Source organism: Paraflavitalea speifideaquila (genome assembly GCF_032395985.1).
GTDB classification, from domain to species: Bacteria; Bacteroidota; Bacteroidia; order Chitinophagales; family Chitinophagaceae; genus Paraflavitalea; species Paraflavitalea speifideaquila.
Genome location: NZ_CP135920.1, coordinates 4404092 through 4430194, shown reverse-complemented (window position 1 = coordinate 4430194; position 26103 = coordinate 4404092). Strand labels below are relative to the sequence as shown.

Below are 26103 nucleotides of genomic sequence, written 5' to 3'. Positions count from 1 at the left end.
TTTGAAATATAGAATCTCAGGCAAGGGGCTACTTGAATAGGTTGCCAGGATACGGCAGTGTACCGATTTGCACCTGGCTATGAATTGTAACTATTGCGAAGGAAATTGTATCAAGAAAGGCTTTTGTAGATCGACACAGCGGTATCGATGCAAGCATTGTAAAAGATACCAGCAGATGAACTATCGCAATAAGAAATACAGCGCAAGTCTCGACGGCGAAATTGAAATAGTAAGTAAGGAAGGGGTTGGAATAAGTTCTATTGGCCGAATCTTATCACTTCCGATAGCTTCTGTTCAAAGACAATTAGAAAAGAATGCCCTGAAAGCAACGGAGCCTGTATTTAATGAGACAAACCAGGTATATGAAGTAGATGAGTTGTATACCTTAATCGGCAGAAAGGATAAACCCTGTTATATCATGTATGCAATTAACCGGAGTACAAAGCAGGTGATCGGATTTATACGCGGAGCACGTACCAGGGAAAATATCAACAAAGTCATTCAAAAGCTAATTGGCCGCTCAACAGGCTAATGATCCGGTAAATGTCAGACCCGCAAAGTAAAAGACACTATTGGCTCAATAACTCAACATGACCGCAGATTGATTTTTAAATCAAAAAAAATTGGAGTAAGGGAACCACCTGGGCAATGTGCTGACCACCATCAGCGACCGGAAAATTGGTGTATATTCGTATGGCTCTTTGACATTGCCTGGCGGATTTACCATACCAGTGGTCAATTACTATGAACCCGAAATGCTGGCGGCCAATGATTATTATCCTCTTGGGATGTTGAGCAGGACGATTGGCAGTTCAGCTAAGTACAAGTTTGGGTTTAACGGGAAAGAGAATGATAATGAGATTAAAGGAGAGGGGAATAGTATTGAGTTTGGTGCAAGAATGTACGACCCAAGAATAGGTAGATGGTTTTCTGTTGACCCATTAAGAGAAGTTTACACAAGTTTATCGCCCTACTCATACAGTGCTAACAATCCCGTTAATGTTCTTGACGATGAAGGAAACATTTTAAAAGATAAGAACGGTAATATTATTGCTACGAGTACAGGTACATTTTCTTCTTCTTCAATGGCTGTTGGATATAGTGTTGAAAAATCAACTGGAAATATTACAACCAAAGAAGTTTACCGAAAATATGAGGTAGTCAAAATTTATGCTGATGATGGCACACCAATAGAGGCTTTGAAATTAGTCGAATCTTACGTTGTTGTCTCCCAATATGATAAAAAGGGTAATCTTCTTTCTACTGCAAAAGATGACCTTGCGAAACATGGTTATGAAGCAGTATCTGATTGTCATGGATACACATTTGCTAAAGGTAAATTATGGATTAACGATGACCAAGTAAACACTTTGTTAGACCATGATGGATATTCAAGAAATGTAAGTGAAGGTTCAGCAGATGCAGCCATATTTAAGAAAGGTGGAGCTGTAGTACATTCTGCTGTTAGAAACAAAAATGGAACTTATTCTAACGATGCAGGAACTTTGACAGTTGAAAAGAATGTTTCTTTAGATAAATCTTCAAGAGGGTTAACAGACATCAAAGGAAAAGGAAATGTTGAATTTGTTGATAAGAAAGCAGCGGACAAACAAGTTGATATAAAATCAGGGACAGTTGACAATGGTGTTCGATATACAACAGAAGCAGAAGTCAAGAAAGCTCTAACCCCTTCTTCTGTTCCCGGTACTGCACCCAAGCCAACAACAAGTGTTCCTAAATTTGATTTCAAAATACCGCCTCAACGGGCAGCAGTAAATGCAACGTATGTTAAACCTCCTATTATAATACCTTTAAAGAAGCCATAAGATGAAGAATGTTTTAATAGTTTTAATATGCGTATTGAATTTAAATTGCGGCGGGCAGTCGCAAGAAAATATGCGTAAATATTTTACCAAAGAAAGTGTAAACTGCGATTTTCAAAACAATGAAGCAAAGAAGTATTGTAAGTTGATTTTTGCAAATGATAGTAATACTGTACTAAAATGTAATTATTTTTTTACTTTAGTAATTACAGTGATTTGGAAAAAGTTGAAATGATTGAAGAGTTACTAAGTTATGAAGGAGATACAAACTGGTGTTCGGTTAAACCAAAGTGTTATGATACCAAGCGGTCTCAAACTGTGCCTGCTCAAGCCAAAGTTTATTCAACCCAAATTGAGGCTTTATTTATTATTAATCATATTATTTTATCAAACCCTTATTCATTTTCTGCTTTTCCTATACTAAGAAATAGAGAAGGAACGTCAATCGAAACAGTTGATGGAGCATTAGTAAAACAGGCATACTCTCTATACAAGAAATGGCTATTGTTGGTTAAGGAAAACGGGCTGCGTAATGTTGTTAGTAAAGGCATTTTACCTTTAGACGATAGTGCGGAAGTGTTTTGGTTCTAATTGTGTGAAGGAGCCGCTTTCGCCGCCCCCTGTTATCATTAGTTTGTCGGCAACGAGAATCTGAAAGAATAAAAAAGATGAAACGTTGTGCTTCGTACCGTAGCAAGTCCGGTATTTGCAATTTGCAACGAAGCATCAGCTTCAAAGAAGCCCTGCAACCTTCACAACGTGTTGACGATTAGCGATCCGGATATCCGGATCGCGGAAAAATAAGATTTACACTGTAAGGTGCACTTAAAAAGGTGAACCTGTACAAAGAAACAGGCCAGCATATAGAGTTAACGAAGCTCTTTGTGTCGGTCTGTTTTATTTTCAACCGGCGGGTAAGACAAAGGAGTGTAATCTTGAACATCCTCTGATTAAGCTGGGTCTCAAAAGCACAAGCCGGGCTATTGATAAAAGAAGACCAGCCAGTAAAAAGTCTGCTTACAGTTGGCTTACTTAAAAGCCATAGCAACAAGCGGCTTTCTTGTTGGTGGCTGTCCGGCTGACCCTGGCAGTTGCAATCTGCTGATGGTATTGAGCAGGATCGTACTGTTGGCCGCCCAGGGCCTCGACAGCAGTAAGCCCCTTTAAAGCAGCTAATGGACGGCTGGCATAATCTTCGACCATTTTAGGCATATGTCGTCTCAATGCTTCGTGATCGGCTATAGGGTGATGGTAGAGGTAATGGTACCTGGCTTATTTATTGACAGACTCGCTCATGGGATTGGAAAACGCAATATCGCGATGCGCTGGGCTTTAACCTTAACTACTTCCACGGAGATTATAAGCCGATCAATGCGGGGTGACGCCATTCGCCAATTACCGGCCCAACGGTGGGGTAGGGCTGCCCGACAGTGTATACAGGCCCTTGTGCGATTGGCAACCTGGTAGCCGATAAGGCGGAAAGATTACGAGCATCAAGTGGAATGTGTATGGAAAGATCACGGAGATCAACCGGAATGTTACAGAAGCCGACCAGGTGACCATACAACGCAAGCGGTATACCTACGATGCGCAGGGCAACCAGATCAGCAAGGTTTTCAAATGGTACAACAAAAAACCAACCCCCAACCGGTGGGAACTGGATTATACCTGGTATGTACGGGATGCACAGGGTAATTTGTTGAGCACGTACACGACCGTTAATACAGATACGGCAGGCGGGAACCTGGAGGGCCTGTACCTGACACAGGCAGACGTACAGTTGTATGGCAGCAGCCGGCTGGGTAGCTTGTTCCCGCAAAACAGTCTTGTGGACAATGCCCAAACCAATAGCAGCCCCTGGATCAACCCGGATTACCGGGGCACGACGCACTACCGGGCAACCGGCAGTATGAATTATCGAACCACCTGGGCAATGTGCTCACCACCATCAGCGATAAAAAGTTTGGCGTATCTTCGGGAGGCGTAGGTTCTTTGATAGACTATTATGAGCCGGACATGGTGAGTGCCAATGACTACTATCCCTTTGGGATGCTAAGCAGAGTAGCTACTGCCAGTACGGGAACGAATTACCGTTTTGGGTTTAATGGCAAGGAGAATGACAATGAGGTGAAGGGACAGGGCAGTCAGCAAGATTATGGTATGCGGATTTATGATCCGAGGATTGGGAGGTTTTTGAGTGTTGATCCGTTGACAAAGGATTATCCCTGGTATACGCCATATCAATTTGCTGGTAACACTCCAATACAAGCAATTGATCTGGATGGATTAGAGCCTTGGTATCCTGGAGGAGGAGGATATGCCCCTGGACAAGAACACATTACAGAGCCTTTTTACCAAAATCGATGAAACACAAGCCTGGTGAGCTTTCTGCTTATTTAGATCGACTGAATCGCGCTATGATTCATATATCAGCAAAGGTAACTCCGTTAATTGTAATTGGTGCAATTGGACTTTGTAATCCTGCCGTAGGTATACCATTAGCACTTTCTTATTTAACTGGAATTCCAGTTCTTCCTGCTCCTCAAGCAATGACTGGTAGTGCAGGTGTAAGGGCAGCAATTGAAATGGAAGAGGCGCTGGCTGAATCACCTGCTATTGAAAATGCAGGAAGAGCCATGCAACAAGAAGCTAAGGCTACTTCTACTATAAATAATGTACAGAGACAGGCTGCCGCAGCTAATAGTAAAACAGCTATTCGTAAAGAATATGCTCAAAGTGTTTTTAAAGCAGCGGGAAAATCAGACAGAGATGTTAATAATCTCATGAATACAATTGATTATAATAAGACAGTCAAAGAAATTGTTTTAAACCCGGGAGATAAAGTATGGAAGTTCGAAAGGAGCAGGAGGGGTATAGAACCGGAAAAACACTTTTTACAGATGCTTATGGTGCTGATGCTGGGGCGACAGGCGTTGGCTTTGGAGATTTTTCAGGATATAAATTAGTAACTTACGAAGTGACTAAAAGAACTTCAGTAATGGATTCCACCATTCGATACACAAAAACTAAGCAATATTTCAGTACGGAATTACAAAATAATATTAAATCAATAGCTGAAGAATGATAGAAAATGATATAAAGTTGATAGATCAAACAATAAGTTTGATTAAAGACAAAAATGACAATCAAAGCTATTTTAGCCAAAGCAGCCTTCATAAGTTTGAGTTTCGTTTTTTTATGTATGGATATTGTAAGATTTGAGATTCAAACCACTGAAAGAATATCAGACCTGACTGCGGATGCAATAAGCCAGTTGTTTACGTTTGGTGCATTTGAGTACTATTATAGAGATTTTCGCAATATTCATGAGAAGTGTTCAGATTTGTTTCACGTATTGTCCAACTATAATGAGCAACTAAAGAATCATGATTTGCCAGGCTTGATTAGTATTCAAGATAGTAATTGGGTTGATTTTTTTAGTAAAAGTATAGCCCATTTAATTTCATCAAATAAGTAGGGCAGTGTACAACTTGTAACCCTGCAACCTCTACGATCTTTCTACAATAAAGCGTCCGGATATCCGGCAGTGTCCAACTTGTCAGCTGTTTAAATTTAAAATATCTAAAGGATTGGTTAAAAGCCAGTCCTTTTTGTTATAACCAATTCAAGGGAAGCAGTAATGTTTCCTTTTTCATTTTAAACTGTAACCATGTCAACAAAAACTGAACTCAATACTGATAATCCTGAATATTTTACATGGAATTATGAACAATTGCAAATTGGCATACTGGGAGGTCTAAAGATAGAAGGGCTGGACAGGATGCGGGTAACCTTGAAGATTGAATGGAAGCAACTGGCAGTAAGACATAACGTGGACTTGTACAATGATACTGCTTTGGAAAAACTGGTGAGGAAATGCGCAGAGCGGTTTTCTTTGGGCACTGCTTACATGGCAGAGGTGTTTGCAGCACTCATAACTACCGGCTTGGTGGGCTTAAAAAGCAGGTTAAAACGTGTAGATACCGGAGCATGGTACCCCCATTCCGTTTTATGGTAACCCCTCATTCCGGTGATGGTAACCCCACCCCTCGGCTTCGTTTTTATCCTCCTGGATTTTATATCTCCCGTAACTTTTTCCCCTCTTTTTTTGGTGCACTGTAATAATTTTTCTTTTCCCCGCACTGTCATTCCGGCACATGGTAACCCCTTTCGTTACCCACTTGCGTAATAGTCATTCCGGAGCATGGTAACCCCTTCAGCAGAAGCCTCCAAAGAGTCAGTGCTATTTGTATTCATTTGCCCTTTTTAAGACGATTAAACAGGGAAAATGGCTCAAAAAAGCAGTTGATATGAACCAGATAAAACAAGTCAAACAATTAAAGCAAGACGGCGTTCCCATAAAGGAAATAGTCCGTCGAACGGGTATCAGCCGTAAAACGGTTAAAAAATACTTGCGCAAAATGGAAGTCATCGATGATGATGATAGCCAATCATTATTAGCTAGTGATAAAGAGCTGGCAGCGGTTGTTTATAACAGCGATGATACAATCATCCGTGGTAAACGCTTCGAAGCCCTGCTGGCTCACGTTGAGCAGGCGCAGAAAGAACTACACAAAACCGGTGTTACCAAACAGTTGCTTTGGATAGAATATTGCCAGCAAAATGAAGAACCCTATCGCTATAGCCAGTATTGCTACCTGTTTAGAAAATATTTGAAAGACACTGACCCCGCTTTCCACTGGGAATATATTCCGGGAGAGTTCATGCAAGGTGATTTTGCCGGAAAGAAGCTCAGTTATGTAGACAGGCAAACTGGCGAAGTGATTGCCTGCGAAGTCTTTGTTGGTGTATTGCCCTTTAGCGGACTGATATTCTGCAAGGCTGTGCCATCACAAAAAACAGCCGACTTTGCCCATTGCATTAATGAGCACCTCAAGTACGTTGGTGGCGTTACCAAAACCATCCTGTGTGATAACTTCAAAACAGCCGTAAAACGCGCCGATAAATACGAGCCTGCCTTTACTGATCTTTGCAACCAGCTTTCTGAACACTACAATACCACGCTCAGCGCTACCCGCCCGAAAGAACCTACCGATAAGGGAATGGTGGAAAATGCAGTGAACATAGTCTATACACATATCTATGCCCGGTTGCGCAAAGACGTGTTCCATAGCATCGAATCGCTCAATCATCACATCCGCCTGCACCTGGATGTCCTTAATCGAAAACCATACAAGAACAGTTCGGAGAGCCGCATGGACATCTTTATGCGCCAGGAGCTTCCCGTGTTAAAACCGCTTCCCCGGAGCCATTCCGGGTGAAAAAGGCAAACAGGTAACGGTGCAATCAAACTATGCCATCCAACTCACCGATAACATGCATTATTACACGGTTCCATATCAATATGTCGGATACAAAGTATGGGTGAGCTATGATAGCAGGACAGTAGAAGTATTCTGTCAAAACGAACGCATTGCCTTCCATGTGCGCAGCAGCAACGAACCTAAGTTTAACCGTATCCATGAGCATATGCCTGCCAATCATCAGCATATGGTTGAGCTACGGGGATGGACGGTAGAGCAACTGCTTCAGAAAGCCGGATGGGTAGGCGAATATACCCGGCAGGCAGCCGACCGACTGCTGCATAGCAGCATATACCCGGAACAGAACTACAAGGCCTGTCACGCCATGATACGCCTGCAAGACGCATATGGGAAAGATCGTCTGGAAGCGGCCTGCCGCAGAGCAGCCAACGTTCCCAGGCCAACGCTGAAAATGATCCGTAATATCCTTGAAGCCGGACTGGATAAACAACCATTGCTTTTTGATGAAGAGCAGGACGAACAAAAAGAACAGTTGCCTGAACACGATAATATCCGAGGCCCTGAAAATTACAAATAGGGATCAAAACGATGATACAGCTATTACACACGCCAGCCCTCCGACGCCTGCCGCGGGCTTGCACTGTAGGAAGCATATGATTTTACTACCGGTATTGAATGAATGCTTTTATCAACCAATCATATGCTTCCTACAGCGCCAAACGATATTTTTAATCACTTATAAAAATCAACAACAATGAACACGACACAAACCCTTGAGCAAATGCAAGACTTAAAGTTAAACGGCATGGCAGCCAGTTACCGATGCCAATTGGAACTGCCGGTTAACCAGCAACTCGAAGGACACGAACTACTGGCTCATTTACTACAGGCTGAACAACTGCACCGTACCAACGAACGCATGGAATCCTTGTTAAAAGCCGCCAGGCTGCGTTTTAATGTCACGCCCCAGCAGATAGACTGTAGCCCTGAACGTAACCTCACAAAAGCCACCTGGAGCAGTTTACTGGAAGGCAACTACATCGGGGCCGGAGAAAATATACTGATTACGGGCGCTACCGGTTGCGGCAAAAGTGTAGTTGCCTGCGCCCTGGGACACCAGGCATGTATGATGGGCATTAAAACGCGCTATTTTAACATGAACCGGTTGATTGAAGCCATCCTCATGGCTAAAACTGAAGGAAGCTACGTAAAGCTGTTAAACCAATTGGAAAAGGTACCCCTGATCATTCTGGATGATTTTGGCTTACAGCATATCAACAAAAATATAAAGCTGGCATTACTTCAAATCATGGAGGACCGGTACGAAAAAAATCGCTCATCATTACCTCTCAATTACCTGTATCTGCATGGCATGATTACCTGGATGAACCCACCCTGGCAGATGCAATCCTTGACAGACTGACAGCCAGATGCCATCGAATTGAATTAAAAGGAGAATCACGCAGAAAGAAAAATAATAGTCCTTATCCCCCAAATCATATCTTTGAAATCTTCAAAATAGCTCTTTCTCTTTTGGGCCTTCTTGCAGGGGGGATCATGCCCGGAATGAGGGGTTACCATCAGCGGAATTTACAGGTTAAAACGGAAGCTAGGGAACCTATGAAGCCGGAGAGAAGGAGAGAAGTGGAGCGCTTTTTACAACAACCCGGATTACTTCAAAGAAGCAATGACCTAATAGGCCAGAGTGGGGTAATTGGAGAGGAAACCAACAGATTACTCATGTACCTGGTATTCACCAGCCGGAAAAGAGAGCAGCCTCTACACATTATCAGTTTAGGCAGCAGTGGAACAGGTAAAAGCCACTTGCAGGAGAAGGTAGGGGAACTTATGACTCCGGAAGATAAAATTGAGATCACAGCTTTGAGTGAGAATGTTTTTATTACTTCGGCAAGCAGGAGTTAAAGCATAAGCTGATACTGATTGAGGATTTGGATGGCGCACAGGAAGTACTATATCCCCTGCGGGAACTACAGAGCAAGAAGGTGATCAATAAAACCGTGGTGTTTAAAACAGCCAATGTAGAAGCCCAAACCACCACTTTAAGAGTAGAAGACCCTGTATGTGTAGCAGCATGTACTACTTAGGAGGCTGTATATGAAGACAATGCCAACAGGAGTTTCCTGATCTATTTGGATGAAAGTCAGCAGCAAAATAACCAGATTATGGACTATCAGCGTGAAAAGAGTGCTGGTAAGATCAATACAGCACAGGAGAACCAGGTAAAGCAGTTTTTACAGGATGTACAAAGGGTATTGCGGCCTGTAGCTGTCAGGAATCCCTATGCAGAGGATATACAGTTGCCGGTGAGTGTATTCAAACCCCGGAGGACAAATGCCCATTATCTGGTTTTTATAGAAGTCATTCTATCACCAGTTTCAACGGGAGCAAAAAACAGATGTACATATAAGAGAGGTTTATATCGAGACTACTCCTGATGATATACAGGAAGCCATTCAACTGATGGGGGAGATATTGCTACGCAAAAGTGATGACCTGTCAGGGACTTGCAGGAGTTATTTTGAAGCACTGAAAAGCTGGCTGGCAGATGCAGAATCCCCTACCTTTGCCAACAGGCAGGCCAACAAAGCCCTGCATATCTCTTTAAGCACTGTAAAACGTCATCATTTAACCCTACTCAATGCCGGGTACCTGCAAAAGACCTATGGGGAAGATAACAAGAGTTTCTCCTACACCGTAGCAGATCAGGGAACGCATTAGCACCGGGCGAAGCCAAAGTTTTTGATTTGCCAGCAGGTTTGGGGTAAGTACTTAAAAAGAATTCTGTTGGAGAGGTTGTAACTGAGGCTGCAACAAAAGTTTTGGTAGTGAGAGGCAGCCAAGAAGCAAAGGCATTCATTAAATCCGCGTATCCAGTAAATTAGCATATATTATGGAAATAACTATTGATCACTTAAAATTAATCCCAGATAGAGAGGATTATTCCGAGTATGAAGAGGATGATGTCGTGGGTGTTCTTTCAGATGCATGCTTATCAATAGACCAAAAGGGAATAGCTTTATTTTCTACTATTTTTTCCAAATGGGATGTCAGATTTAATAAGGTGGATTTTTCGTACGATTTTAATTCAGTTGCTTCAGACCTCGATTCATTATTACATTTTTTGGGACATAAAAAAAGTAAATTCATACTTCATTTTTATGAGCTTGATAGAAGAGTAGAATTGGAATTTCTGAAAGATAGGTTGGTATTTCAAATTACTCAATCAATTATTGATGATGTACTTTTTGCCGGAACGCTTGATTCATTTGATTTTGAAAAGAAAATAGAAAAAGTAATAGAGTCATTCAAGCTAATAATAACTAAATGCTTTCCCCAGGCATTAGAAAAATTCATAAAAACTGGTTTTTTATTTGGAGATGTGGATTGGCGGCAGTGATCGGCAACGGCAGTGTACCGATTTGCACCTGCTTAAAAATTAAAAATACGGCAGGATCAACAAATTCGTCTACGACAACAAATACAACAACAGGAATTTAATATGAAAATTATTAACTGGATTGAAAAAAAAATACCTGAATTAAGGACTGATCATGAGTTTAATGAATACTTTAATGGGAAAGATCTCGAAAAAGGTTTGGATGTGTATTTCTTATACAATCCAGAAAAAGGTATTGATCTCGTCATTGATATTGGTTTAAGTGTTACTACCATACACTTATTCTCTGGGAAAACCAACGACGGGAAATTGTATGCTGGCTTCATTCCTTATAATCTATTATTTAATATGTCCCAAAACGAAATCCGATTAACTTTTGGAACTCCAAACAGAAGTGGTGGGGGCGTAGATATAATTGATCCAATTCCTTTTGGGATAAATATTATTTTCAAAGTCATAGTTTACACATACAATATTCCTCCAACAAAGAAAGCATTGATATGATCACATTTGCTTCGCTAAGGCTAGAGCCTACTCTCAATGCCAAATTACAATAAGGCGAGAGGGGGCAGTGTTCCAACCGTCACCTGAACTATGAACTGCCAGTACTACAAAGGCATTTGTATCAAGAAAGGATTCTATAAGTCGGCTCAAAAGTATCGCTGTAACACCTGCAGCCTATACCACCGTAGTCAATACTTGTACAAAAAAACCACCTGGCAACCAATGAACAGGTAAAGCTCATCAATAGTGAAAGCATTGGAATAAGTTCCATCAGCCGGATAACAGGAATACCCAAAACATCCGTTCAAATGGGAGATAATCTTAAAACATTTAATAGACTCATAAAGGAAGGCGCGACAGAATCCGAGGCCGCGCTAGGTACTTTTACAGGAATAGCAGCAAAAGACTAAAGTTTTCCAATGCTAAAGTAGAAAACAAAGTATTAGGTGAAAATGGAGAATATATATCTGTTGACGTTATCTTTACAAAAACACAACAAAAATGGTTACAGAGGCAAAGTTGAAAGAGTTTGGGTTTACAAACTTTCTTCATCTTCAAAAAACTGCAAGAGATGGCAAAAGTCGCCTTATCTATACGACAAGTATAAGGTGTGGTTGTTTAACTGTACTTCTTGTTCAAAATTCTAACACTTGGACGATTGATAAAATAACTTTTGATGGCGATAAATTACTTTTCAAGGAAATCTTTCCCCTAAATCCATCACTGGAAGACATCTTTAACTTCTTAATTAAGCAAAGAGAACAAGATTCCGAATAGGGCAATGTACCAGTACATCAACAGCAGTGGTAAATATGTGCTGGACTATATAGGGAAAACAATGTGGCTATGGGGCAAAGGGACAGGGCTATTATTGCCGTATTCTATGGCTGTGGTCTGCGAAAGATGGAAGGCACTATGCTCAACCTCACAGATATTGACCTGCAAAAGAGACTGCTGTTTGTAAGGAAGGGCAAGGGCAATAAACAACGTTATGTGCCCATTGCTGCCAGGCATGCAGAAGATATACGGCGGTACCTGGAAGGCATTGAGAAGCAGTTTGGCCTGCATACTTTGAGGCATAGCATAGCTACCCATTTATCCCTTAGTGGTATCCCTATAGAAGAAATCGCCCGTTTTCTGGGGCATAGTAGCCTTTGACAGCACACAGATTTATGTCCACCTGGCTCATGAACTTAAAAACCAAAAGGATGGATCACTTTAAACAATACCTGCAAGCCAAGAGGCATACCCCGAGAACCATTGATGAACACCTGTTGAATGTAAGCCGGTTTATGGGCTGGCTAACAGAACAGCAGCATATAGAAGTACAGGAAATCAGGTACAATGATCTAATGACCTATATCCAGTATGAGAAAACAAAGGGCATCAGCATGGAGACCATCAACCTGCGACTCACCAGTATCCGTAAATACCTGGACTATCTGAAAGAGCAGGGAGAACTGGAAAAGAACCCTGCCAAAAACACTCCAGGTTAAGGGCGAACTGCAAAAGGTGATCAAAAATCCTTTAAGCAGGACAGAACTGGATAGCCTATACTACGGGTACAGCCAGCTAAAGAAAGAAACCCACCGGCAACAGCAGGCAGATCAGGCACATGGCAGGAACATTGTATTACTGGGTTTATTGGTATTTCAGGGGTACTGTTTACATCCCCTCCACCAGTCAGGGCAAGAACAGGGTATTGGAATTATCCTAAAAACAGATCATGCCCCTGCACCAGTATTTAAGCGTCATAAGAAGCCATTTAAAGCCCCTAGGAGAGGAATTGATGTCCGGAGGTGTCCGCAATACCATAGCCCATTTATTGCCGGAATTACAGGGTTTAAACCCCATTGCCACCAATGCCCTGCATATCCGGGGTTCAGTGATCATGAACTGGCTCAAAATCCACCCCAAAAGACAGGTGCAGTACATGGCTGGCCATAAGCATATTTCCAGTACTGGAAAATATGCTGCCAGGAGGTGGAGGATTTACAGGATGCCCTTGCAAAACACCATCCTTTTGGATAATCATTTAAAACCTTAAATTTGTTGAAAATGAGCATAGTTATGGAAGTCACAAATATCCGTCAGAAACTACATCAGTATGTAGACAAAGGTGATGAAAAGCTGTTGAAGCTACTGTATGCTATAGCTAAAGAATACACCGATGATGATGATTTTGAGTACGAGTTTACCGATGAAGAAATAAAGCTATTTGAGGAACGCAGAGCTAAGAGATTAAGCGGGGAAAGTAAAACTTATAGCTGGGAGGATGCTAAGGCCATCATTACTGGCAAAAAGAAGTAGTAATGAGTTATACGCTGGTATTACAGGCGGAAGCCATTATTGATATTCAAGAAGTTTATGAATGGTATGAAGAACAGAAGGCAGGGTTAGGAGATGAGTTTTTAGGTGAGTTGGAAGTCGGACAGAACAAAATATGTAATCATCCACAGTATTATTATTCGGTACATGAATACTTCCGGAGATTGAAGATAAACAGATTCCCTTATGTAATTGTGTATGAAATAGAAGAAGATACCATTATTGTGAATGCTGTAAGGCACACAAAAAAAGAAACCTAAATACTGATAACATAGGATATAAGCTTTAAACAAAAATCTACTATTCAAAAGATAGTAGATTTTTTCTTTGATGAAGCAAAGAAGTTCTTTGAAATTACTTGCACTTAAAGTTTTGGTATAACCGCAACTTGATTTTAATAATTAAAAAGGCGCAGTAAGGGAACCACCTGGGCAATGTGCTCACCAGCATCAGCGACCGGAAAATAGGTGTATATTCGAATGGCTCTTTGACATTGCCTGGCGGATTTACCATACCAGTGGTCAATTACTATGAACCCGAAATGCTGGCGGCCAATGATTATTATCCTCTTGGGATGTTGAGCAGGCAGATCAGCAATGTTAACGGGAAGGAGCATTGCCGGTTTGGATTTAATGGCAAGGAGATGACAATGAGGTAAAGGGATTGGTTAGTCAGCAGGATTATGGCATGCGGGTCTATGATCCGAGGATTGGGAGGTTTTTGAGTGTGGCCCCGCAACCCAAAAACTATGAAAGTCCATATATGGCATTTGCTAATAATCCAATTTGGATATTAGACCCAAATGGAGCCGATTCCATTTTTATAATCAAAATGGAACGGAAAATAGGCCTGTAAAAATGGCAGGCACCCATACATACTTTTAATGCATCCAAACGAAATCAATATGATGAACTACTTGAAAAAAAGTAAGGAATACAATGAAAAGTTGAAGAAAGCGAGAAAAGAAGCATTTGATGCAATAGAACAAGAAAGAGAGCAAGAAAAAGAAGCGGTGAGCTGCCCAAGGAATTTACATAAATTATACTATGAGTCATCGTATTGCAAGATTAAGGTTCGAGATTCCCAAAGATGCTCAACTTGATAGTGACATTATGTTGGATGTCCTTCGAGGCTTAAAAAGATAGTGGCCTATTAATTGATTTTTTTCGGGCATCCTATATATAATGGACAGTATGTGGAGTTTTATGGAGTGTTGATCGATGAGGAAGCGATGGCTGTGGGTCGATATGACAGGAATGTTCAATTATTATTGCAAGTATTAAAAGAAAAGTTAGATATCAAGTTCGATTATGTGATTGAGTCAATGATAGAAGGAGAGGTTGAAAAAGAGATAAGTAGGGTATCGGGTTATATCTTATATCAAGGTGGAGCTTCTCCTATAAGGTCCCTTGATAATTTCTTTCCGGTTCCTCTGTATTTATTGCCGCCCACATCAACAGATGGTACTAATTATTATAATTTTATTTCTTGGGTGAATGATTATGAAGCAGTATATCGATTATGGTTTAGAGGAAATTTTGATGATGTGTATTTTCTGAATTTGCTATCTAATTATGAAAGCTCACTATCTCATCACGGAATCACATTGTGTGAATTGGTGACAAGAATTACAGGTAAAAATTGCTATTATTATCTATTCAGATATGACGACAGTGACAAATTTAAAGGCTGCCCTAAATGTCATCGTTCTTGGAAATTAGATGAAAAGTTATTGGGCATGTTTGACTATAAGTGTGACCATTGCTTGTTTATATCATAAAGTAGCCCCAAAACGGCAGTGTACAACTTATCACCTGCTTAAATTTTATATGCTTAAAAGACTGATATTGAGCCAGCCTTTTTGTTTTTGGTGTAGTTTTATAACTGATATAGAAGCATGGCCAAGAGGTCTGGTGCAGTTCAATATTTTAACTGCATTTACCAAACAGTAGAATTATAATGTACATTAAATAAAATAGCCATGAGCTTAAAAAATGATTATCCCAGATTGTTCCAGTTTTTTGGAGGCTATTTTCCAGATGCGGACTTTGATGGAATTACTGATCAAGAGGTTGTAAACAATTATATTATAGAATTTAGCAAATCCGAAAAATTCAAACTTGAATTAGAGCAATTGAAAAAGGAATTGATAACCTTAATGAGCAATATTGAACCTTATTGGCAAGAAGTCAGCCAGGATGCTAATAGGTACTTTAGGAGTCCTGCTGATACTTTAGAATGGCTAGATATGATTAAAGGGGAATTATATAAGTAAGGTAAACAGTGTTACGATTGAAACCTGCTTAAAAATAAAATACGTAAAGGAGTTGAATAACAGTCAACTCCTTTGCTGTTTAAGGGTGAAAAAGGTGTGGATAGAAATGCTTAAAATGTGGTGGTCAGCTGAAAAACACCTCCTACATTGCGTCGTAAAATCTATCGTGTACCCATTGGAGCCTGATCTGGTTTAATAACAAGGAGAATGACAATGAAGTAAAGTGATTGAACAGTCAGCAGGATTATGGGATGAGGGTGTATAATCAGGTGTACGAAGTGGACGATCTTTACACGTTTATCGGCAGAAAAGATAAGCCCTGTTACTACAATAAAATCACTTCAAGTCCTGACTAATAGAGATACGAAATCCAATTTAAGAATGGCTACTCATTATGCACATAGATATTTTGCCCTTGGCCATGGCCACCAACGACACGATTTTACTAAAGGAGAATTATCTGACTGACAGGAACGGATAAGCTAGTAAACGCGCGGATATTATTCAATGACAACCTTAAATACTATACTGATGTATGTGTTCAATTAAATTAAAAATCTTATTCATTCTTATTATATCATTTACGGCATGTCGTGAACAATATAAAGAAAAACAATATTTGAAAGTGACCGATACAAAGCTATCTATCGATATAAAGAGATAGGAATCTTTAAGAATAGTTATTTCGTTTTAAAAAGAAAGATTGATCACAAGGAGAAGAAAATTAATTCAAACAATCATAGTTTATTTTTTGATGACGATTATTTATATTACTATTTAAATGGAAATCCTGGCAAGCCTCGCTGGGTCTATATTAAAAACTGTAAAAATAAAAATTATGAATTCGTTTACGACTCCATCCCTTCGCTAACTAAATTAAAAACAGAAGACTTAGAGGAAGGCCTGTACAATTTTCAATCTGACAACCTTGTGAAGATGTTTAATCTCACAGAGCTAAAAAGTCTTCATGAGTTAGAATCCGGATTTTATTTTATTACTTATCCTGGTATATTTTATTCCCAAAAGAAAGGCTTGAATATTTTATTGATTCTGTCGGTAAATAAGGGGACAGTGTGCGGCAGTGTACCGATTGAAATCTGCTAGAAAATAAAATATGTAAGGGGGATTACCAGGGCGCTACTTTTACCGGGGCAACCGGCAGTATGAATTATCGAACCACCTGGGCAATGTGCTGACCGTCATCAGCGACCGGAAAACTACCACTAAGAATACCTGATTAGTTGCTTACATTGAAAAATTATTTAAACTAAAATTGCATGTTAAAATCTTTTTATCTTTTAATTATCAAGAACACAATTGTAGGAATAACATTGTTGACTTTGCTTTTTGGATGCCAGGTAAGCCCTTTTGAATATCAAATAAGTGATTCCTATGCAGGGCCTTGTATTGTATTTGTAATGGAAAACGAAAAATACAATTCAATTAATGACAGTGTAATATTGGAAAATGGTTTAGGGGTAATAGGAGGTAACGTACTGGGGAGAAATTTTCTCTTTAAATCACTTGAAAAGGGCAATTTATTTGAAATAGTGGAAATCGGAGCCGAGAACAAAGTCACGGATAGTGGCCGCTATGTTTTCCAATTGGCTAAAGGATCAGAGAATAATAATTGTTCCAGCAACATTCGAACTGTTACCTTTTTGTCGGAAGTAAAACGGCATTTTTCAATTGGAGCGATAAACCTCGTGATGAGTTCTCATATTTTGATTCAATAGGAATTGATTTGTGTAATTATTATAAAAGCCACTTATAGGGGCAGTGTGGACAGTGTACCGATTTTCACCTGGCATACGGTTTCTTTTGCACATCCAATAACCAGGAAGATGGTGTCTCTTGATATTAAAGATAAGATTCAGATATTAAATTCTGGAGTTACTAAGAACAGAAATAAACAAGAAATTTCAGAGCAATTTGCTGAAAAACTAGAAAAGCTATTAGTAGTTTCTTTTTTTATTAATTAAGTAGTATGAAATTGACAGCCACCATTTTTTTTATTTTATTGCAAATTGGAGTTCTGCTATCTTGCTCTTCGGATAAGGCGATTTACCGTCAACGCTTTCCGGGAAACAAAAAACTATAGTAAAGGAAGGGGCTTATCGCGGGCTTGAGTATGTTAGTATAACTCAAAAAAGCCCGGGGTAAAGTTTTGCTAGAAATATTCATTGAATTTGGGTATAAAAATGATTCTTCTTTTGATATTAGAAAGCTGGAGCATAGTCGACTTGGTAAATATGTTAGGACTTGGCATACAGTAACTGACACAGCTGGAAGTCTTAAAATGTTGGAGAAGGAATTGATTCCAGCGTTGCAAACAAGGCGTGTTAAGCAAAGCTTTACTCCAATGGCAAATGAAGATGCTGAGCTATTGCAAAGCGTATTCACAGAGTTAAATAAAAAGGGGGCGCGTCATAAGATTAAATCGGAGTATATGTCTAGAATTATAGGCTGGGTAAATTCCGGTAACTAGAGGTGGTGGTGTAGAGAGAAGGTGGCGTATGATCCGTAGGGTGTTAAACCCTTTATCTGCGGCTTGGAAGTAGGGCAGTGGCAGGATCTCAGGCGTATACATTACCATCAGAACTTGGTTGGGATACAAAAGCCGATCAAAAGGCTATTCGTGAAGGGTTTCACTATAAGCCTATAACAAAATTTGCAACAAACGGAGGCGTGTTCCAAGGCAATAATGATGTAGAATTCCGTAGAAGTGAAGCTCGTACCGATAGGGATCATAGACGTAGAAGGAATAGGGATAAATAAAATATATTTAATAATATGTCTATAGATAACAGGTTATTGTGGTACAAAGACCGCTGGTTGCTTTTCAATAAGATTGTAATTAGCATTGGTTTTTGTTATTTGTGATATTGTTTGTACTCTCAGTTACAACAAAAAATCACTATAATTTTTCTTTCTATTACCGGTCTTGTTTTTATATGTCGGGCTTATTAACTTTTTTTTACTGGGGGGCAGGTTTGGCGTCTTATCTATTGGAGTCTGGTAATTATGTCTACAGCACTGATAGATTTAGATTGCTTGTTTTTCGATTAGCTATAATTGCAGTCATCCTTTTACATTTAGTTCTCTTTATGATATGCCTGGCTGAGTTTAGGATATGGCAGTGGTGGTGATGATCGGCAGTGCAACCTCTACAGCCTTTACACAATCAGGTGTCCGGATTTATACAAGAGGAGGGAGTTGGTTGGCCAGGCCACCCGGAGGGATCGGGCCTGGCTTGATTTTTATGTACTTCTGCATCAAGGCAAAAGAAAAGCCGCTCTGCCTGCCAAGGCACTTACCCGGCGTAAGTAGGTAGCGCTGGGGTAGTGTGCCTGGGTACTTGTGCCCTTAACTAAAAAAATGACCTTAAGCAGGTTGAGAATTGAACACGACCCTTATGTTACAAACTGTGCCCTGCATAGCTCAACCTGTTTAAGCGCCCATCGTATAAATCAAATATTACCCCTACTCCTTTCTTCGATCGAATAGTAAAATAATCCAGCTCTTTTGTATTACTGCATTCCCACAAAAGGGTTCTTGAATTTAGTAAGTATATAAACTCGTGGATCTGGGTATTGCCGTTTATTACAGCCGATTCGCCAAAATCATTTTCATCAATAAGGACATTTATCGTTTTATCCTTAAAAAAATTGATGGCGATTCCGTCAATAGTATTTTTGTAATACCCTAGCGATAGTATTCCATAAAAGAGGTATCCTATATTCTCGTCTCCTGTATTTTCATTCGGTATCCCCAAGGTATCCTTAACAGATGCTACCGACATGCCTATGTTGATTCCATGAATCACGCCTGTATTGAGAAAATTCAAAATATCATTACCAGTCATGAACAAATAATTAGTTGGATCAGCAATTTAATCATTTGAACTATTACTGCAGGTTATTACTAGCCATTTTGGCTCATTGCAATGCTTCAAAACCTTTGGAACAACTCCCATTTTCCTACCTGGCTGTCAATTTTATCATACCTATAAACCAGCTGCCTGCTCCGATAGACACAGCCCCCTTACCATTCCTGTTGCCTGTTACCGTGTAGTTTTATAATAATGGCTCCTGGCGGCAATGTACCGATTGAAACCTGCGAGAAAATAAAATATGTAATGGAGTTGATTAATAGTCAACTCCTTTGCTGTTTAAGGGTGAAAAAGGTGTGGATAGAAAGGCTTAAAATGTGGTGGTCAGCTGAAAAACGCCCCCTACATTGCGTCGTAAAATCTATCGTGTACCGATTGGAGCATGATCATATAAACAACCTTATTATGAGTCGAAGAAGGAAAATTAAGTCGAGGATATTTGTGATCTTATCAGTCCTCCTGAGTTTGAGTTGCAACGAAAATAGAAAACAAAATATTCTTGAAGTTAAAACAAATGAAGGGGTACTTGCCAAAGGTCCAACTTTAGGAGATTCAGCTTTTCATGGAATAGTAAATCATTATGATTCAGATACTAAAGAATTCATAGGATATTCCATTTACTCTTATGGCAAGGAAACAGGGCCATATGTGAAACAGCACAAAGGCAATACAATTGATAGTCTTTCTATTGACAATCTATCCAGAAGTGGGTACGAATATTTGTATGATTCAGTCGGTAAGTTAGTGTATAAATCTTATTCGCTTAATGGACGTGTAGTTGGTCCAGCATGGGATTATTCGGTGGTAAAAAAATGGCCAGACTTCTATTTTTATAACTTTGAAGGGGATATAATTTACGAGGCCAAATATGACAGTTTGGGCAAATATGAAAGAGGAGAGTTAATTAACATTAAAGTGCACGAAAGAAACGTTGACGGTAAAGATAGGTCTTTGCTTTTTTTGTACCTCATTTTGCCGAATGATAAAAATTTTTATGAATTGGCTGTTCTTGATAATCGACGAAAAACGGTTTCTGCCAGGAGAATAGCGCAAAAGGGCTTTTTCCTTGAATCAATATTAGAACCCTTAGATTCTAATCTCCATTATGCGGTTGTATATCATGAGTTTGATATAAAAGGGAATGAACATATAATTATCCAGGAAATTCTTTAATTTTTGGCAGTGTCGGCGGCAGTGATTGAAACAAATTATCTTTGAACGTGCCAAACAATAAATTACGAAGTGAATATTCATTGCTTGAATGGCAATGATTTGGATATCCAAAGTCATTACCGTCAAAAGAAGTATCGAGACGATATTGTTGTTGAAATAGATAGCGTCTATTTTGAAGTGTATTTTTCTTGCCGCATGCATTAGAATATGAAATGACAATCCAGGGATATTACTCCTTGCCTGGTCTAATTCTTCTTGATGATATAACTTTTGATAAGATCTGAAAAGCCATATCCAATCAATTTTGAAACGCAAAAAGCCATTCGGCCTCCAAAATAATGAAGAATAAGATTGAAAGAACTTTGTTCTGGTTTAAAGTTGACGAAGGGGAGTTGCTTCACTTAAATGAGAAATACTTTGCTATAGCTACCCTTTTAAATAGATTATTAAATGACAGGTATCGAAGTGATCCCATTAAGTTTATCAATATTTATTTTGCAAATAATAAATACTACGAAAAGTATCCAGCAATTCCATCGGACTATGTGCATTATTTCAAAAAAAATGGCGGGACACTTGCATACTATGGCTTATTTGATCTGACTAAATTCAATTCGCTTAGTGTTCAAAGACAAAATGACTATATTTGGGAAAAGGCCTGCAGATACTTAGAATATGCTGCTATTAGCATTAAAAATAATGATCTTATTGATGCTGTGAGGCATGCCTTCCAAGGAGGCAAGGAAATCCATTTAAATCCTGACTACAGATTGGTTGAATCCGAGGTCATAATTTATGGCCAACTGCTTAAAGCTGCAATTTGGGTTAATTTTAAAGCCGATGGGATGTATTCAAAAATGACATTGGAAAAAGGAGATCAAATCATTTTCGAGAAAAGCATAGACGAAACAAAAATGGGATTGAGTTTTTTTTTTTTGAAATGTATAAAAGTATAAGCGCAGATGGAGATATTATTATTATTCAAGGACATAAAGACATAGAATATCTTCCTATGCAAGTGCCTATCCCAAAGGAAGTGGTAGCCTAATTTCGGCAGTGTTCCGATCGTCACCTTCATTAATTTAAGATATGCAAAGGAGTTCATTAGCAGTGAGCTCCTTTACTTTTGAGGGTTGAGAGGGCAATGTAGAAAGGTATTTCAGTGCGGGCGATCCGGCAAAAATGTAAAGAAGGATGTTAATGGGAGCGCTGAAGGAGAAATGAATATTTTGAAGACAGGGCAGCGGCAGCTCTTTTTAAAGAGACTAGCTAATTATTCCAGGCAAGCACCCCACGCGCAGGGCCGGGCAGTTCCTTGCGCCACCTATTTTAATTTTTGGCAGGCACAAAAACCGGAACACTGCCCACTTTACCCTAAAGCCTGTTTTACTTTTGATAATCTTCAATTGATTTAATATTCTCTGTTTCCAAAATTGCCCCATCGTAGATCGATACCAGGTTAGAATAATTAGGATTATCTGCCAGTTTTGCAACAATAAGCCCTCTCATGCATCTGTCATCAAACATGCCACCTACATCTGCAGGGTTATAGGCAAATGGAGGATTGTTGAAAATTTCATCTATTGTTCTTAAGTTATTATATCTTTCGTAATAGGGTTTTGCTATTCTGTTGAAATACATTTCAATTGTTTCTGCTGCTGCATCAAGATCAATGTCTTCAATTAAGAGTATTTCCATTAAATTATGTACAACAATTTTTCCATCTGGACTATTAAACCCCAAGGGTATTTCCCATTGTAATCTCTGTTGAATTACTTTGGGTCTTTCTTAATTCCTTTTCCACCTCTTTTTGTCGAATATATATAAATACCTCAATTGAAAAATGATCACTTCGATTATGTAGTACAATATGAAAAATATTATCGTAGTCTCCTGTTGATTTTAGGTACCAGTTTTGGGATTTGCTATATGCAAACCCATTTTCGATAAACAGGGGATTCAATAAACTAGATACTATTTCCCTGATCTCTTTTGCTTTATATGTAATCAACTTCATCTTCCTGGTGTTAATCTTGGGTGTTATTAGTTATTGTAGTTTGCACATTTTTCCTCTCGGCTTTGCAACAGAACCGGGTGCTACTTTGTACGCGCCTTTATTAATTGATTCGTATCTTCTAGATCCACAAAATACTCATACTTGCCCAGGGCTCCAATTTTTAGAACTTTCACAATTGCTGGGACCGTCCCAGTTAGCCTAATGCTCATAACAGAAATTATCGGGGTTTTCTTTTTAATTTTATGCTATCATGTGCATCCTCCCAGGATGAGGACTTATCTGTTCCCTAATTGCCGCTTCGTCATAACCATGTTCATTCTTAACAAATTTAAGAAAAATGGCCCCGCTCTCACGAACGGGGCCATTGCATCATAACACCAGGTCAATACAGGTGATGGCATGCATTGCTGTATATACTTACCAAACATTGACATGTTGAAAATCAGGCTACCTAACCGTTAGCTCCTAACAGTTCAAGCCAAGGCCCTTGTCCCGGCCAAAACCTGCCTTCCACTCCCCGCTGCATCCGGACCCTTGTCCACGTTCCTGGCGCAAGTAGGCAGCCCCGTAACTGTACCAGGCGTACTTGTGCCGTCGAGCCCTGGTGGCTGGCTCACCAAAGCTTTTTAACAGATCACAGCAGCAAAATGAAAACCAGTGGCAATAGCCCTCAGCCGGTAGCCATCAACAAACTGCTAATGGCGAAACCTTAAGACCAACTGCTAAAACCCAACCGCTAATAGCCCAACCTGGCCGCTAAAAGCAAAAGCTAATAGCTGATACCTAAAACCTGACTGCTGACTCCTAAGGCTCACAGCTCGTAGCTCGTCGCTCCAAGCTGGTATTCCCAAGTGTTGCACAACACTCCTCGTACATCAACCGTGCTTAGGGGCCCCGTCCACACAGTCGATCAGCTTCTTTATTGATACTCCGCCAAACCCCTCAAAAGACATCCAGCGAAGCAAAAGTTCATAATCCGCGAAACCCACTTAATCCTTGCATCTGCGATTCAATCCGCGAAATCACTTTAATCCCTTAATCTGCGATTCTATCCGCGATTCTATCTTCGATTACAAACATACGACATCAGGATACCCGTTTCCAATACCCCATTGCCGGTTTATGTCGTTTCGGCTATAAATTGACTACAATGACGTCGATTTATAGCGCTTTCGACATAAAATAGCCGAAACGACAAAAACACATTTGAAATGGCCTGGCCTTTGTCGTACGTTTGCCCTGCAGTGTTACTGAAAAAGAAAAGAAAGCATAAGGACCAGAAGCAAAGAACAGAAAACAACAGTAAAGAATTTACAAAGATCAGAGTAATCAATAATCAGTAATCAATAACCCTTCCCTATAGCTACAGTATACCTTCCCTATGGATTGAGTATGCTTAAAGCACTAAACACAAAAACAGCCCATTTTTGCACCAAGTGGCAGGGAAGCTGGCGCCTCCCACCCAAAGCAACAATGGATGTAGATAGGTTGCACCGCGGGCAACCGTTTCACAAAGTTCTTTGATCCGGTGGTCTTTTGCACCGCGCTGCTAACTCACCAGGCTTTGCCGAAGGCGCCTTCCGTAAAGCCTCAAACGTTCAGCAGTGCACAGTGACAGAAAGACTGCCTGACCAAAGAACAGCAACCCACCTTTAAGAGGCAGCTTGCGCCAGGGGGTGAAAGGTTTGCCCCCAATATCGATCCGCCACCGTCCAGGATACGGGCAGGGTAAAATCTTTGTACAACAGCAAAGCGACGTTGACTGCAGCGCCTATGAAAATGAATGGACAGGCAAAAAGCCTTCACAAGGAGTGAAGACTTTTGCACCTGTCCAACTTTACAAACTACAAACGATCGTTGTATTACCTGGGTCGTTTTATGCCAATAACGGCAATCACTATCCCCAGGCCACTTACAACAGCGGCACTTAAAAAAGCAGTTTTGAATCCTGCATTGAGTGCTGCTGTTTCGGGTAATCCATTCAGGGCGGCGCTTTTGGTTACTGCAGCTGCGATCACGGCCACGATGGCCAATCCCAATGCCGATCCTACCTGGTAACTGGTATTTACAATACCGGAAGCCAATCCCGTTTCTTCTGGCCTGGCGCCGGCCATAGCAGCCATGGTACAAGGTATATAGGCAAGTGACATACCGAGGGCGCCCAATAGCGAGGCCGGTAAAATATGCACAATAAATGTACCCTTCTCCGGAACATTGCTAAACAACAATAACGATAATGTCAGCAATAGTAAACCGGCCAGTAGATTGGCTTTAACACCATATTTGGCCACCAGCTTGCCCGTTAGCCCCACCATTACGATCATAATGGCAAGAGTCATGGGCAACAAAGCCAATCCACTGTTGAAAGCATTTAATTGAAGCACCTGTTGTAAATACAGGTTCAGGAAAAACCACAAGGGGATCCAGGCGGCTGCCAATAATGCCATCACGCTATTGCCGGCAGATAGGTTGGGCGCCTTAAAAATGGGCAGCGGTAATAAGGGCTGTTTCTTTTTCCGTTGTATGGAAATAAACAGCACCATTAAGAGCATGGCTACGGCCAGCAATGCTATTGTTTGAAAAGATCCCCAGCCGGCATTTTCCGCTGATACAATAGCGTATACCAGCAGGATCAGGGAAGCCGTGGCCAGTATGGCTCCTGTCCAGTCAATTTTACCCCTGGATTTGCTGCCTGCCATTAAATAGGTTTTGCACAGCATTAGAACCAGTAAGCCTATGGGAATATTAATATAGAATACCCATCTCCAGTTCATCCATTCCGTGATGACGCCTCCCAGGAATACGCCCGCTGATCCGCCTGCGGCTGCCGAAGCCCCCAGAGGCCAAAAGCTTTGCCCAATTCTTTCGGATCGGTAAAGGTGGTCATCAACAGCGTCATCGCTGCGGGAGCGATCAATGCAGCGCCTAATCCCTGTATAGCCCTGCCTGTATTTAATGATCCGGGCGACCAGGCCGCACCGGCCAGTAAAGAGGCCCCCGTAAGGATAGCAAAACCCCACATAAATATTTTGCGGGCGCCCAACAGGTCCGATAACCTGCCACCTAATAATAAGATGCCGCCAAATAGTACTACATAAGCATTAAAGATCCACTGAAGACCACTTTGGGTATACCCAAGGTCGGTTTTGATGGCTGGCAATGCCACGCCAATGATGGAAGTATCCATGATGACCATAAACTGCGCCATACATAGCAGCGCAAGGGCAGTCCATCTTCTCTCGTAAGCGAGCTTTGAAACTGAGTTGGTTGTTTGCATAAATAGTTATTTTCGGATGCCATAGACATTGCAGCATCCTTCCGCTGATTTAATGATAAATTGAAAGATTGTATAATTTGATACTATACCCCCGCATTCCTTTTCGGCAGG

General features: G+C 40.5%; 33 protein-coding genes and 2 pseudogenes. 31 read left to right on the top strand and 4 right to left on the bottom strand.

All coding sequences use genetic code 11. The features are described from left to right. Positions 1-175: 175 nt before the first annotated feature. The 3 genes from RS881_RS30480 to RS881_RS30470 all read left to right on the top strand — a co-directional run bounded on the left by RS881_RS30480 (position 176) and on the right by RS881_RS30470 (position 2414). A complete protein-coding gene (locus RS881_RS30480) occupies positions 176-532 on the top strand; it encodes an IS1 family transposase (RefSeq protein ID WP_315814192.1) in 357 nt (118 codons plus the stop codon). Between the two features lie 118 nt (positions 533-650). Next, complete coding sequence (locus RS881_RS30475; protein ID WP_315814191.1) at positions 651-1826, top strand: RHS repeat-associated core domain-containing protein; 1176 nt, start codon at positions 651-653, stop codon at positions 1824-1826. Positions 1827-2039: 213 nt separating this feature from the next. After that, positions 2040-2414 (top strand): hypothetical protein, encoded by a 375-nt coding sequence (locus RS881_RS30470; protein ID WP_315814190.1) that lies wholly within the window; start codon positions 2040-2042, stop codon positions 2412-2414. 441 nt (positions 2415-2855) lie between these two features. Here the strand turns inward: RS881_RS30470 and RS881_RS30465 are convergent, their stop codons facing one another. Continuing rightward, the gene (locus RS881_RS30465; protein WP_315814189.1) at positions 2856-3026 is read right to left on the bottom strand and encodes a hypothetical protein; all 171 of its coding nucleotides are present in this window, start codon (positions 3024-3026) and stop codon (positions 2856-2858) included. A 301-nt stretch (positions 3027-3327) separates the two neighbouring features. On the opposite strand from RS881_RS30465, the gene RS881_RS30460 reads away from it, so the two are divergent. The 26 genes and pseudogenes from RS881_RS30460 (at position 3328) to RS881_RS30340 (ending at position 18121) form a co-directional block, all read left to right on the top strand. Beyond that, entirely contained in the window at positions 3328-3810 is a 483-nt protein-coding gene (locus tag RS881_RS30460; RefSeq protein ID WP_315814188.1) for a hypothetical protein, read from the top strand. Continuing rightward, on the top strand, positions 3759-4190 hold the full coding sequence (locus RS881_RS30455) for an RHS repeat-associated core domain-containing protein (protein WP_315814187.1): 432 nt from the start codon (positions 3759-3761) through the stop codon (positions 4188-4190). The genes RS881_RS30460 and RS881_RS30455 overlap by 52 nt, the downstream gene beginning before the upstream one ends. Then, entirely contained in the window at positions 4187-4789 is a 603-nt protein-coding gene (locus RS881_RS30450) for a hypothetical protein (RefSeq protein WP_315814186.1), read from the top strand. Before RS881_RS30455 ends, RS881_RS30450 begins: the two co-directional genes overlap by 4 nt. A 173-nt stretch (positions 4790-4962) precedes the next feature. Next, a complete protein-coding gene (locus tag RS881_RS30445; RefSeq protein ID WP_315814185.1) occupies positions 4963-5301 on the top strand; it encodes a hypothetical protein in 339 nt (112 codons plus the stop codon). Positions 5302-5493: 192 nt separating this feature from the next. Further along, entirely contained in the window at positions 5494-5841 is a 348-nt protein-coding gene (locus RS881_RS30440; protein WP_315814184.1) for a hypothetical protein, read from the top strand. A 292-nt stretch (positions 5842-6133) separates the two neighbouring features. Then, a complete protein-coding gene (istA, locus tag RS881_RS30435; protein ID WP_315814183.1) occupies positions 6134-7105 on the top strand; it encodes an IS21 family transposase in 972 nt (323 codons plus the stop codon). A 19-nt stretch (positions 7106-7124) separates the two neighbouring features. After that, on the top strand, positions 7125-7685 hold the full coding sequence (locus RS881_RS30430) for a Mu transposase domain-containing protein (protein ID WP_315814182.1): 561 nt from the start codon (positions 7125-7127) through the stop codon (positions 7683-7685). A gap of 177 nt (positions 7686-7862) precedes the next feature. Beyond that, positions 7863-8530, top strand: a pseudogene (gene istB / locus RS881_RS30425) (IS21-like element helper ATPase IstB); the annotation flags it as partial. A gap of 198 nt (positions 8531-8728) precedes the next feature. After that, the gene (locus RS881_RS30420) at positions 8729-9031 is read left to right on the top strand and encodes a hypothetical protein (RefSeq protein WP_315814180.1); all 303 of its coding nucleotides are present in this window, start codon (positions 8729-8731) and stop codon (positions 9029-9031) included. A 26-nt stretch (positions 9032-9057) separates the two neighbouring features. Beyond that, positions 9058-9213, top strand: coding sequence for a hypothetical protein (locus RS881_RS30415; RefSeq protein ID WP_315814179.1), 156 nt, complete (start codon positions 9058-9060; stop codon positions 9211-9213). Positions 9214-9291: 78 nt separating this feature from the next. Further along, positions 9292-9564 carry a hypothetical protein gene (locus RS881_RS30410; RefSeq protein ID WP_315814178.1) on the top strand — a complete coding sequence of 91 codons (273 nt, stop codon included), beginning with the start codon at positions 9292-9294 and terminating at the stop codon, positions 9562-9564. A gap of 25 nt (positions 9565-9589) precedes the next feature. Further along, the gene (locus RS881_RS30405) at positions 9590-9847 is read left to right on the top strand and encodes a hypothetical protein (protein WP_315814177.1); all 258 of its coding nucleotides are present in this window, start codon (positions 9590-9592) and stop codon (positions 9845-9847) included. Between the two features lie 172 nt (positions 9848-10019). Further along, positions 10020-10526 (top strand): hypothetical protein, encoded by a 507-nt coding sequence (locus RS881_RS30400; RefSeq protein ID WP_315814176.1) that lies wholly within the window; start codon positions 10020-10022, stop codon positions 10524-10526. A gap of 102 nt (positions 10527-10628) precedes the next feature. Continuing rightward, on the top strand, positions 10629-11030 hold the full coding sequence (locus tag RS881_RS30395) for a DUF6392 family protein (RefSeq protein WP_315814175.1): 402 nt from the start codon (positions 10629-10631) through the stop codon (positions 11028-11030). Positions 11031-11531: 501 nt separating this feature from the next. Continuing rightward, positions 11532-11807, top strand: a complete 276-nt coding sequence (locus RS881_RS30390; RefSeq protein WP_315814174.1) for a hypothetical protein — start codon at positions 11532-11534, stop codon at positions 11805-11807. A 69-nt stretch (positions 11808-11876) separates the two neighbouring features. Further along, the gene (locus RS881_RS30385; RefSeq protein ID WP_315814173.1) at positions 11877-12188 is read left to right on the top strand and encodes a tyrosine-type recombinase/integrase; all 312 of its coding nucleotides are present in this window, start codon (positions 11877-11879) and stop codon (positions 12186-12188) included. A 50-nt stretch (positions 12189-12238) separates the two neighbouring features. Then, positions 12239-12526 (top strand): site-specific integrase, encoded by a 288-nt coding sequence (locus tag RS881_RS30380; protein WP_315814172.1) that lies wholly within the window; start codon positions 12239-12241, stop codon positions 12524-12526. A 290-nt stretch (positions 12527-12816) separates the two neighbouring features. Next, positions 12817-13077 carry a hypothetical protein gene (locus tag RS881_RS30375; RefSeq protein ID WP_315814171.1) on the top strand — a complete coding sequence of 87 codons (261 nt, stop codon included), beginning with the start codon at positions 12817-12819 and terminating at the stop codon, positions 13075-13077. Positions 13078-13100: 23 nt separating this feature from the next. Continuing rightward, positions 13101-13340 carry a hypothetical protein gene (locus RS881_RS30370; RefSeq protein ID WP_315814170.1) on the top strand — a complete coding sequence of 80 codons (240 nt, stop codon included), beginning with the start codon at positions 13101-13103 and terminating at the stop codon, positions 13338-13340. 2 nt (positions 13341-13342) lie between these two features. Beyond that, the gene (locus RS881_RS30365; RefSeq protein WP_315814169.1) at positions 13343-13618 is read left to right on the top strand and encodes a type II toxin-antitoxin system RelE/ParE family toxin; all 276 of its coding nucleotides are present in this window, start codon (positions 13343-13345) and stop codon (positions 13616-13618) included. Between the two features lie 176 nt (positions 13619-13794). Further along, positions 13795-14016, top strand: coding sequence for a hypothetical protein (locus RS881_RS30360; protein WP_315814168.1), 222 nt, complete (start codon positions 13795-13797; stop codon positions 14014-14016). A gap of 29 nt (positions 14017-14045) precedes the next feature. Then, complete coding sequence (locus tag RS881_RS60135; RefSeq protein ID WP_350340262.1) at positions 14046-14213, top strand: hypothetical protein; 168 nt, start codon at positions 14046-14048, stop codon at positions 14211-14213. 340 nt (positions 14214-14553) lie between these two features. Continuing rightward, complete coding sequence (locus RS881_RS30355; RefSeq protein WP_315814167.1) at positions 14554-15138, top strand: DUF2310 family Zn-ribbon-containing protein; 585 nt, start codon at positions 14554-14556, stop codon at positions 15136-15138. 201 nt (positions 15139-15339) lie between these two features. After that, the gene (locus tag RS881_RS30350) at positions 15340-15633 is read left to right on the top strand and encodes a hypothetical protein (protein WP_315814166.1); all 294 of its coding nucleotides are present in this window, start codon (positions 15340-15342) and stop codon (positions 15631-15633) included. Between the two features lie 1277 nt (positions 15634-16910). Then, on the top strand, positions 16911-17369 hold the full coding sequence (locus RS881_RS30345) for a hypothetical protein (RefSeq protein ID WP_315814165.1): 459 nt from the start codon (positions 16911-16913) through the stop codon (positions 17367-17369). Between the two features lie 431 nt (positions 17370-17800). Then, on the top strand, positions 17801-18121 hold the full coding sequence (locus RS881_RS30340; protein WP_315814164.1) for a hypothetical protein: 321 nt from the start codon (positions 17801-17803) through the stop codon (positions 18119-18121). A gap of 930 nt (positions 18122-19051) precedes the next feature. Here the strand turns inward: RS881_RS30340 and RS881_RS30335 are convergent. Further along, positions 19052-19498 (bottom strand): hypothetical protein, encoded by a 447-nt coding sequence (locus tag RS881_RS30335; RefSeq protein WP_315814163.1) that lies wholly within the window; start codon positions 19496-19498, stop codon positions 19052-19054. A 468-nt stretch (positions 19499-19966) separates the two neighbouring features. Here RS881_RS30335 and RS881_RS30330 point away from each other — a divergent pair, with 468 nt between their 5' ends. Together RS881_RS30330 and RS881_RS30325 are read left to right on the top strand one after the other, a co-directional pair. Further along, complete coding sequence (locus RS881_RS30330; RefSeq protein WP_315814162.1) at positions 19967-20698, top strand: hypothetical protein; 732 nt, start codon at positions 19967-19969, stop codon at positions 20696-20698. Positions 20699-21036: 338 nt separating this feature from the next. Further along, positions 21037-21654, top strand: coding sequence for a hypothetical protein (locus RS881_RS30325; protein ID WP_315814161.1), 618 nt, complete (start codon positions 21037-21039; stop codon positions 21652-21654). 430 nt (positions 21655-22084) lie between these two features. On the opposite strand, the gene RS881_RS30320 is transcribed toward RS881_RS30325, so the two are convergent. Beyond that, positions 22085-22441 carry a hypothetical protein gene (locus RS881_RS30320; protein WP_315814160.1) on the bottom strand — a complete coding sequence of 119 codons (357 nt, stop codon included), beginning with the start codon at positions 22439-22441 and terminating at the stop codon, positions 22085-22087. A gap of 2136 nt (positions 22442-24577) precedes the next feature. Then, a pseudogene (locus RS881_RS30315) lies at positions 24578-25902 on the bottom strand (MFS transporter). Positions 25903-26103 lie beyond the last annotated feature (201 nt).